The sequence below is a fragment of the Cellulomonas pasadenensis genome (genome assembly GCF_047229365.1).
In the GTDB taxonomy this organism is placed as follows: domain Bacteria; phylum Actinomycetota; class Actinomycetes; order Actinomycetales; family Cellulomonadaceae; genus Cellulomonas.
In genome coordinates this window covers 20,491-30,318 of sequence record NZ_JBFTEP010000033.1, presented here as the reverse complement: position 1 = coordinate 30,318, position 9,828 = coordinate 20,491, and the positions used below count along the sequence as shown (strand labels likewise).

The following is a 9,828-nucleotide window of genomic DNA, read 5'->3' as shown; positions in this document are numbered from 1 at the left end:
CCGCCGGCGTCGCGCCGGTGGCGGCGGCACCGCCGGGCCCGGCCGCCGGCACCGACGCGGCTGCCGACGTGGCCGACGTGTCGTCCGCGGAGGTCGAGGCGCTGATCGCGGAGGCCCCGGGGGCCGCACCGGGCGTGGACGGGTCCCCGGCGGGTGCGTCGCCGGACGCCCGCGGGCTCGACCACGGTCGGGGCGGTCCGGGCGGGTGGCACGGCGGGTGGCACGGTGGCCGGCCGCCCGCGAAGGTGCCCGTCGCGGTGGGGACGGGCGGTGCCGTCGCGACGGTCGACCCGGACGCGACGCGGGTCGGCCTCGACGTCCTGCGCCACGGCGGCAACGCGGTCGACGCCGCGGTGGCCGCGGCCGCGACGCTCGGCGTCACGGAGCCGTACTCGGCCGGCATCGGCGGCGGCGGCTTCCTCGTGTTCTACGAGGCCCGCACGGGTGAGGTGCACACGATCGACGGCCGGGAGACCGCGCCGGCCGCGATGGGCCCGGACGCGTTCGTGGAGGACGGGACGGCGATCCCGTTCGAGGAGGCGGTGACGTCCGGTCTGTCGGTGGGCGTGCCCGGGACGCCCGCGACGTGGCAGACCGCGCTGGACGCGTGGGGGACGATCAGCCTGCGCCGGGCGCTGGCCGGTGCGACGCGCGTCGCCCAGCACGGGTTCGTCGTCGACGAGACGTTCGCCGAGCAGACCGCGCAGAACGCCGACCGGTTCGACGACGTCACGTCGACCGCGGAGCTCTTCCTGCCGGGCGGCGCTCCCCCGCGCGTCGGGTCGGTCTTCCGCAACCGCGACCTCGCCCGGACGTACGCCCTCCTCGCGTACCGCGGCGTCGACGCGCTGTACACCGGCCGGCTCGCACGCGAGATCGTCGACACCGTGCAGGCGCCGCCGGTCGTGCCGGGCAGCACGCGCGTCGTCCGGCCGGGTCTGCTCGAGCTCGGCGACCTCGCGTCCTACGAGGCGCTGCGCCGCGACCCGACGCACGTGACGTACCGCGGGCTCGACGTGTACGGGATGGCCCCGCCGTCGTCGGGCGGCTCCACCGTCGGCGAGGCGCTGAACATCCTCGAGACCGTCGACCTCGGCGCGCTCGACGAGACGCAGGCGCTGCACCGCTACCTGGAGGCCGGCGCGCTGGCGTTCGCGGACCGCAACCGGTACGTCGGCGACCCCGACGTCGTCGACGTCCCGCTCGACGAGCTGCTGTCCGACGGGTTCGCCGCCGAGCGCGCGTGCCTCGTCGACCCCGCGGCGGCGCTGCCGAAGCCGGTGGCGCCGGGCACGCCCGACGGCGCGTACGGCGACTGCGCCGCGACCGCGACGGCCGGGCCCGAGGGCGCGGAGGGCACGTCGACGACGCACCTGACGACGGCCGACCGGTGGGGCAACGTCGTGGCGTACACGCTGACGATCGAGTCCACCGGCGGCAACGGCGTCGTCGTCCCCGGGCGCGGCTTCCTGCTGAACAACGAGCTCACGGACTTCAGCCTCACCGACACGCAGGGCGGCGCGGACCCGAACCTCCCGGGCCCCGGCAAGCGGCCGCGGAGCTCGATGGCACCGACGATCGTCGTCCGGGACGGCCGCCCGCTGCTCGCCCTCGGCTCCCCCGGCGGGTCGACGATCATCACGACGGTGCTCCAGGTCCTGGTGAACCGCCTCGACCTCGGCATGCCGCTCGACGCGGCCGTCGCCGCACCGCGGGCGACCCCGCGCAACACCGCCACGGTGCAGGCCGAGTCGGGCTTCCCGCGCGCGGACCTCGAGGCCCTCGGGCACGCGTTCGCCGACAACCCCGAGATCGGCGCGGCCACCGCGATCGAGCTCCTCGACCACGGGCGGTTCCTGTCCGTGGCCGAGCCGGAGCGCCGCGGCGGCGGCAGCGCGGGGGTGGTGCACCGGCGGCGGTGAGGCGCCGTCGTGCGGTGCGTCGGCGGGCGCGCCACCTCCGCGCGGTCACCCGTCCGCGCGCTCAGCCGTCCGCGTGCGTCGTGACGATGCCCTGCGCCGCCGCCCACTGCCCGATGTCGCGGCGCTCGATCGCCGCGGCCATGAGGTCGGGGAAGAGGTCGGGCGTGCAGGCGAACGCCGGCACGCCGACCTCGGCGAGCGCGGCCGCGTGCCGGTGGTCGTACGACGGCGCGCCCGAGTCGCTCAGCGCGAGCAGCGCGACGACCGTGACGCCCGACCGCACGAGCGCCGCCGCGCGCGCCACCATCTCCTCGGCGATGCCGCCCTCGTACAGGTCGCTGATCAGCACGAGCACCGTCTCGGTCGGCCGCTCGACCAGGCCCTGCGCGTACGCGAGCGCCCGTCGGATGTCGGTGCCGCCGCCGAGCTGCACGCCGAACAGCACGTCGACGGGGTCGTCCATCGCGTCCGTCAGGTCGACCACCTCGGTGTCGAAGACGACGAGCCGCGTCGCGACGGACCGCATCGACGCCAGCACCGCGCCGAAGACGCTGGAGTAGACGACCGACTCGGCCATCGACCCGGACTGGTCGACCAGCAGGACCACGTCCCGCTGCACCTGCGTCGTGCGCCGCGCGTGCCCGACCAGCCGCTCCGGCACCACCGTGCGGTGCTCGGGCAGGTAGTGCCGCAGGTTCGCCGCGATGGTCGCGCCCCAGTCGACGTCGCCGGGCCGTGGCCGGTGCGTGCGCGCCGACCGGTCCAGCGCGCCGGTCACGGCCTGCACCGTGCGCGCGCGCAGGCGCTCCTCGAGCTGGTCCGTGACGGTGCGGACCACGCGCCGCGCCGTCTCGCGGGAGTGCTCGGGGACCACCCGGCCGAGCCCCACGAGCGTCGTCACGAGGTCCAGGTCCGGCTGCACCGCCGCCATCATCTCGGGCTCGAGCAGCAGCTCGCGCAGGCCCAGGCGCGTCATCGCGTCCTCCTGCATGACCTGCACCACGGACGACGGGAAGTACGCGCGGATGTCGCCGAGCCAGCGCGCGACCCGCGGTGACGACCCGCCCAGCCCGCCGCGGCGCCCCGCGCCGCCGCCCTCGCCGTACAGCTCGCGGAGCACCGCGTCACGACGCGCGTCGTCCGCGTCGAGCGCGACGCCGCCCAGGCCCTCCTCGGCCGGCGCACCGAGGACGAGCCGCCAGCGTGTCGCCCGGTCCCGCACCGGCGCGGCGGCCGCGTCGTCGTCGTCGTGCACGTCGTCCACGCGCTCCTCGCCCGCGCGCTCGTCGGCCACGCGCTCGTCGTCCACGGGCACCTCGTCCACCCGCTCGTCGTCGCCCACCGGGTCACCCTCCGGCCCCGCTCCGGATGCGCCCGTCACGCGACCGGCTCCAGCCCGAGCAGCCGCGCGGTGGCGTGCACGGCGGGCAGCGCCCGGTCGAGGTCGAGGTGCACCGCGGTGGTGCGCGCCCCCGCCGGCCCGCGCAGCCGGCGTCCGACCTCGCGGCGCTCGGCGTCGGAGAACCGCGCGAACGCGCGGCGCAGCAGCGGCAGGAGGTCCTCGAACGTCCGGTCGTCCACGCCGCGGACCCAGTCGTCGACGAGCGCGAGCAGCACCGGGTCGTGCACGAGCAGCAACGCGTCGCCCTCGAGGAACCCGTCGAGCCACGCGGCCCCCGCGGGCGCGGGCGCGCCGACCGACAGCCGGCGCGACATCCGCTCGGCCACCGTGGTCACGTCGAGGGTCCCGTCGTCCAGCAGGAGCCGGTGCACGCGGCCCGAGACGGCGGCGTGCACGCGCTCGTCGGCGGCCAGGTCCGTCAGGCCGCGCCGCCACGGCGCGTCGAGCGCGGGGTCGTCGAGGAGCCGCACGCCGCGGTCCGCGGACTCCACCGCGTCCCGCACGAGCTGACCCGCGTCGTCGTCGAGCGCCGCGCACGCCGCGCGCAGGCCGACGGCGACCCGCGTGACGACGGTCCGCAGCACCCGCGCCACCCCGCCGGTGTCGACGTCGCGCACGTCGCCGTACCGGCGCGTGCGCGCGAGCGGCTCGACCGCCCGCAGCAGCGTGAGCGGGTCGTGCTGCTGCGCCGTCTGCTGCTCGAGCGCGACGAGCACCGCGGTCAGGGCGTCGGGCAGGTCGCACAGCAGGCACTGCTCGACGAGGTCCGCGAGCGTCGACAGGTCCGCCGCCGCGGCGGCACGTTCGCGCACCAGGCCTTCGGCCGCCGCGGGCACCGTCGTGCCGCGCAGGCCCGCCTCGACGAGCCGCACCGACAGCTCGGGCACCCACTCCAGGTCCCACGCCTCGCGGAACGTGCCGGTGGTCCGGGTCGTGACGGCCGCGGGCCGGCCCCACGGCACGTCGAGCAGCAGCAGGCGGTGCAGCAGCAGCGACCGCTCGCGGTGCTGCTCCTTGCGCAGGTCCAGCTGGAGCAGGGTCGCCGCGGCGGACGGCGTCATCCGCAGCGCGCGCTGCCGGCGGGCGAGGTCGGCGGCGAGCGGCACCATCGGCACGTCGTCGGGCACCGCGCCCATCGCCTCGCCCACGACGAGCGTGCGGTGCACGAGCTGCAGCGGCACGGTGGACCCGCCGCAGAGCACCGTCTGGGCGGCGTCCGTGACCTCGGAGAGGCCGACGGACGGCCGGCCGCGCACCGCGGCGAGCGTCTCCGCGAGCCGCACGGCCTCGACGACCGACGCCGGCGGGGCGTCGAGCTGCTCGTCCCGCAGCGCCCGCCCCACCCGCACGAGCCAGGACGTGGTGACGTCCTGCGCCGTCGCGCCCGGCCGCGCCCCCGCGACGAAGAGGTGCTGGTACCAGCCCGGCGCCGTGACGCCGGCGCCGTACCCGCTGGCCGTCGCGAGCCGGCCCGCGGTCCAGGGCGCCCACGTGGCGGTCACCCTCACCTTCGGCAGGCCGGTGAGCAGCGCGGTGTCGTCCTTGACGGGCACGCGGGCGTCGGGGTGGACGGCCGGTGCGTGGTACGCGCCGCACACGAACGCCACGCGCTCCGCCCCGCCGCGCAGCGCCGCCCGCACCGCCCGGCGCATGGCCGCCTCCCGGCGCCGGGTCTCGGGGTCGTCCCCGGGCCCGGCCGCGCGCACGGCGGCCATGGCCTCGCGCAGCGCGTCGAACCGGGCCACCGCGGAGCCGGAGCGGTGCTCGACGGCGTCCTCCCACCACCGCTCGGGGTCGTCGTAGCCGGCGGCGCGCGCCAGCTCGGCGACCGGGTCCGGCGGGGCGGGCAGCGCGGCGAGGCCGTCGTGCGGGGTGTCCTCCTCCGACGCCTCCCCCGGTCCTTCGTCGTGCGCGTCGGCCGCGTCGCCGCCGTCGGCCGGTCCCGCGTGCCCGGGGAGCTGCTGCGCGCGGGTGGCGAGCAGGTGCGCGGCCGGCAGGTCCGCGAGCTCGACGCGGCGCCCGCGTGCGACGGCCCACCGCAGCGCGACCCACTCGGGCGAGAACGCCGCCATCGGGTAGAAGGACGCCCGCCACGGCTCGTCGACGGCGTACACCAGGCCGGCCACCGGCGGGACGAGACCCGGGTCCGCGACGACCGGCACGAGCGGCGCGAGCTCCGGCGGGCCCTCGACGAGCAGCACGTCCGGGTCGAGCTCGTCGAGCGCCTCCAGCACCGACCGCGCGCTCCCCGGCCCGTGGTGCCGGACACCGAGCACGTGCACGCGGCCGGCCGTCGCACCCGTCCGGGCCGTCGCGCTCACACGAGCTCCCGGCACGCCCGGTACAGGTCCTCCCAGCCGGCGCGGTCGCGGACGACGGTCTCCAGGTACTCCTGCCACACGAGCCGGTCCTGCACGGGGTCCTTGACGACGGCACCGGTGAGGGACGCCGCGACGTCCTCGGCCCGCAGCACCCCGTCGCCGAAGTGCGCCGCGAGCGCGGTGCCGTTGGTGACGACGGAGATCGCCTCCGCCGTCGAGAGCGTCGCCGACGGCGACTTCACCGTGGTGCGCCGGTCGAGCGTGACCCCGCCGCGCAGCTCGCGGAACACCGTGACGACCCGCTCGATCTGCGCGAGCGCGGCCAGCTCGGGCGGCAGCTCGAGCGACCGGCCCACCGCGGCGACGCGCGTGCGGACGATCTCGACCTCCTGCTCGAGCGTGTCGGGCAGCGGGAGCACCACGGTGTTGAACCGCCGCCGCAGGGCCGACGACAGGTCGTTGACGCCCTTGTCGCGGTCGTTCGCCGTGGCGATGACGTTGAAGCCGGGGCGCGCCTGCACCTCGGTCCGCAGCTCGGGCACGGGCAGCGTCTTCTCGGACAGGATCGAGATGAGCGCGTCCTGCACGTCCGCGGGGATGCGCGTCAGCTCCTCGATGCGCACGAGCGCGCCGTCGCGCATCGCGCGCATCACCGGGCTCGGCACGACGGCCTCCGCCGTCGGGCCGTCGGCCAGCAGCCGCGCGTAGTTCCAGCCGTAGCGCAGCTGCTCCTCCGGGGTGCCCGCGGTGCCCTGGACGACGAGCGTCGAGTCGCCGCTCACCGCGGCGGCGAGGTGCTCGCCGACCCACGTCTTGGCCGTCCCCGGCACGCCCAGCAGCAGGAGCGCCCGGTCGGTGGCGAGCGATGCCACGGCGATCTCCATGAGGCGGCGGGAGCCGAGGTACTTCGCGCTCACCGGCGTCCCGTCGGGCAGCGTCCCGCCGACGAGGTACGTCGTCACGGCCCACGGCGACAGGCGCCACCCGGGCGGGCGCGGTCGGTCGTCCGCGGCCGCGAGCGCCGCGAGCTCGTCGGCGAACGCGTCCTCGGCGTGCGGACGCAGCACGGGTGCGTCCGCACCGCCGTCCGCGGAGCCGCTGACGGACGTGCCGGTGTCGGACGTCCCGGGCGTGCCGGTGCCGGTGGTGCCGGTGCCGTCGGGGGCGGGGTGCTGCGACGTCATGCGAGGGCCTCGTCGGTCGTGGCGAGCAGGGACAGGTGCTGGGTCAGGTCGGTCAGGGCGCGGGCGCGCGTGCGGAACGCGGCGAGGGCGGTGGCGAGCCGCGCCGACTCCTGGGGGTCGCGGGCGCGCTCGACGGCGCGCTCGGCGTCGGCCGCCGCCCGGTCGGCCGCGTCGCGCGCCCGGGCGAGGGGCTCGCGCGCGGCGGGGTGCAGCTGCCGGCCGAGCGCCTCGACGGGCAGGACGAGCGTGCGCGTCGTGGCGGGGTCGGCGGCGACCTGCGCCACGGCCTCCGCCACGGCGTGGCTGAGCGCGGCGTCCCACGGCCCGGGCAGGGCGTGCGCGATCGACGCGAGCACGTCCGCGGGCGTCGCGGCGAGCCACCGGCGGGCGGCCTCGCGCCCCTCGGCGGGCGGCAGCACGGCCGTCGCGGCGGCGTCCCACTCCTCGGCGAGCAGCGCGCGGGCCCAGACCGCGTCCCGCCGTGCCACGACCGCGCGGCGGACCGCCGCCCGCAGCACCCGTTCCGCGTCCATGCGCAGCACGCCCGCGGGGTCGGTGCGGGCCGCGGCGGTCAGCACGTCGAGCGGCGCGCCGGTGACGAGCGCCGACAGCACCGCGGCGTCGCGGGCGCCGCCCGGCCCGGCGCCGAGCCCGTCACGGCGCGCCGCGGCGTCGAGCGCACCGGGCGGCGCCACCTCGAGCCGCTTGCGCACCAGCCCGTGCACGGTGAGCAGCGGTGCCAGCCGCGCGGCCATGCGGGCGGCCCGGGCGGAGGTCGGCAGCCCGTCGAGGACCTCGGCGGCCGCGGCCCGCACCGTCGCGGCCCGGTCGTCGAGCGCCGCCTCGAGCACGTCCTCGTCGGCCGGGCCGAGGCCCCCCGACAACGCGTGCAGCAGCCCCGCGCGCGTCTCGGCGCCCGCCGTCGGCAGCACCGCGGCGACGACCCGGCGCCCGCGCCCGGGGTCGGTCGCGCGCAGGGCCGTGACGCGTGCGACGAGCTCCGCGACCGGCAGGCGCAGCAGCGCGGCGTCGTCCGCCGCCGCCGGCGTGGCCGCCCCCTCGTCCACCGCCCACGACCACTCCGCACGGCGGGCGGCGAGCCAGCGGCCGCGGGCGTCGACGACCCCGAGGACCGCCGCCCGCACGTCGGGCCGGCGGGTGGCCTCCGCGAGCAGCGCCGGCAGGAGCGCGTGCGGCACGCGCCGGCCGTGCGCGGCCACCGCCGCGCACCAGCGCTCGAGGAGCGCGTCGCGCAGCTCGCGCCCCACCGGCGGCTGCGTGAGCACGAGCCGCAGCACCTGCACCGCGCGCGGGGGCGCCTCGGGCGCGGCGTCGGGCGGGCACGGTGCCGGTGTCGTCGTGGCCGGCGCGGGCACCGCACCCGCCAGCTGCAGGGCGCCGCCGAGCGCGGCGGCGTCGAGCAGCGCGGTCGGCGCGTCGGCGTCCGCGCGCGGGACGACCCCGAGGGCGTCCGGGACGGCCGGCACCCGGCCCCGCCCGGCGCCGACGAGGGCCGCGGCGGTGAGCGCGGCCCACCAGCGGTCGACGTCCGGGCCACCGCTCATGCGCCCACCACCCCCGGCACGCCTGCGGGACCGGCCGCGGCCAGGACGCGCAGCGCACCGTCCTCGAGCTCGCCGAAGAGGTCGAGGGGCGCGCCGCCCGACCGCGCGAGCAGGCCCCACGGGTCGACGTCGGGCAGCACCGGCAGGACGTGGCCGACCGGGTCCACGGCGACCACTCCGCCTGCCACCCCGCCCGCCGCCCCGCCGTCGGCGGCGCCCGCACCCGCCGCCGCGACGACGTCGAGCCGCGCACCGGTGAGCACGACCGGCACCCGGCGCGTCCACGGGTTCGCCGCGAGCACGTGCGCGCGCCGGTCGAACGCCGCGGCGACGTCACCCCCCGCGGGCAGGGCCGGCGCCGCGCCGACGACCTCGGGCGGGGTCACGAACGTGGCCCGCCGCAGCGCCGCACCGGGGTAGCGCGCGACGTCGCCGCGCAGGAGCGCACCGACCGCCTGCGCGACCGGCAGGGGGTCACCGCCCGCGGCGAAGTCCAGCACCTGGACGACCTCGCCCGTGCCCTCGCCGCGCAGCCACGTGCGCTGCTGCTGGACCCGGCCGTCCTGCGTGCGGAACGCCCCGAGGACGAGCCAGGTGTCGGTCACCGCGTCACGCGCGCGCACGTCGTCGGCGGCCTGCGCCCACCCGAGCACGGCGCGCAGGTCGCCCAGCGTGCCCTCGTCGAGCTCCTCGCGCCGCCGCCACGCGTGCACGAGCGACCACCACCGGCCCACCGTCGCGAGCAGCACCGGCGCCCAGTCGTCGTCGTGCTGGACGCGGCTGCCGGTGGCCCGCACCTCCTCGGCGAGGCCGGGGACCTGCGCGTCGACCAGCCGCGCCGCGGCGGCGTCCCACCACGCGAGCGGCTGCCGCCGCGCGGCCGCGAGCCCGGCGCGCACCAGGTCGGCGAGCCACAGCGCGAGGTCCTCGACTCCCGCAGACATCGTCGCGACGCGCTGCGCGCGCCGGCGCTCGGCCGCCTCGGGGTCGGCCGGGACGTCCGGCTGCGCCACCTTCTCGGCGCGCCGCGTGGCGCGCGAGGCCCGGTCGTCGGCCCACTCCTGCGCGAAGTCGGCCGCCTGCGCGTCGTCACCGACGGCCCCCGCCGACCACAGCAGCAGCAGCGCGAGCGCGTGCTTGCACGGGAACTTGCGGCTCGGGCAGGAGCAGCGGTACGCCCGCGCCTGCAGGTCGACGCTCACCTGGTACGGCGTGCGGCCCGACCCCTGGCAGCGGCCCCAGAGCAGGGCGTCGGACGCGCCCGTCTCCGACCACGGCCCCGGCTGCGCGAGCCGCCGGGCCGCCGCGAGCGACGACGCGTCGGGCGCGGCCGCCTGCACGTCGTCGAGGCTCCAGCGGTCCATGGTGGCGCCATCCTGCCGGACGGGTACGACACGACGCGGCGCGCGGCCTCGCGCGCCGCGCCGTGTCGCC

Annotated in this window: 6 protein-coding genes; 1 reads left to right on the top strand and 5 read right to left on the bottom strand. The window is 78.7% G+C overall.

Annotated features, from left to right (window positions below; translation table 11 throughout):
• The first annotated feature begins 68 nt into the window (after positions 1–68).
• Complete coding sequence (ggt, locus tag AB6N23_RS06965) at positions 69–1,922, top strand: gamma-glutamyltransferase (protein WP_412865366.1); 1,854 nt, start codon at positions 69–71, stop codon at positions 1,920–1,922.
• A 61-nt stretch (positions 1,923–1,983) separates the two neighbouring features.
• Here the strand turns inward: ggt and AB6N23_RS06960 are convergent, their stop codons facing one another.
• Genes AB6N23_RS06960 through AB6N23_RS06940 form a run of 5 tightly spaced genes read right to left on the bottom strand, consistent with a single transcriptional unit; the run spans position 1,984 to position 9,758 of the window.
• On the bottom strand, positions 1,984–3,264 hold the full coding sequence (locus AB6N23_RS06960) for a VWA domain-containing protein (protein ID WP_412865365.1): 1,281 nt from the start codon (positions 3,262–3,264) through the stop codon (positions 1,984–1,986).
• 35 nt (positions 3,265–3,299) lie between these two features.
• Positions 3,300–5,645: a DUF5682 family protein gene (locus AB6N23_RS06955; protein WP_412865364.1), complete on the bottom strand. Its 2,346-nt coding sequence runs from the start codon at positions 5,643–5,645 to the stop codon at positions 3,300–3,302.
• Positions 5,642–6,829: an ATP-binding protein gene (locus AB6N23_RS06950; RefSeq protein WP_412865363.1), complete on the bottom strand. Its 1,188-nt coding sequence runs from the start codon at positions 6,827–6,829 to the stop codon at positions 5,642–5,644. The genes AB6N23_RS06955 and AB6N23_RS06950 overlap by 4 nt, the downstream gene beginning before the upstream one ends.
• Positions 6,826–8,394, bottom strand: a complete 1,569-nt coding sequence (locus AB6N23_RS06945) for a DUF5691 domain-containing protein (RefSeq protein ID WP_412865362.1) — start codon at positions 8,392–8,394, stop codon at positions 6,826–6,828. The genes AB6N23_RS06950 and AB6N23_RS06945 overlap by 4 nt, the downstream gene beginning before the upstream one ends.
• The gene (locus AB6N23_RS06940) at positions 8,391–9,758 is read right to left on the bottom strand and encodes an SWIM zinc finger family protein (protein ID WP_412865361.1); all 1,368 of its coding nucleotides are present in this window, start codon (positions 9,756–9,758) and stop codon (positions 8,391–8,393) included. The genes AB6N23_RS06945 and AB6N23_RS06940 overlap by 4 nt, the downstream gene beginning before the upstream one ends.
• Positions 9,759–9,828: the final 70 nt, after the last annotated feature.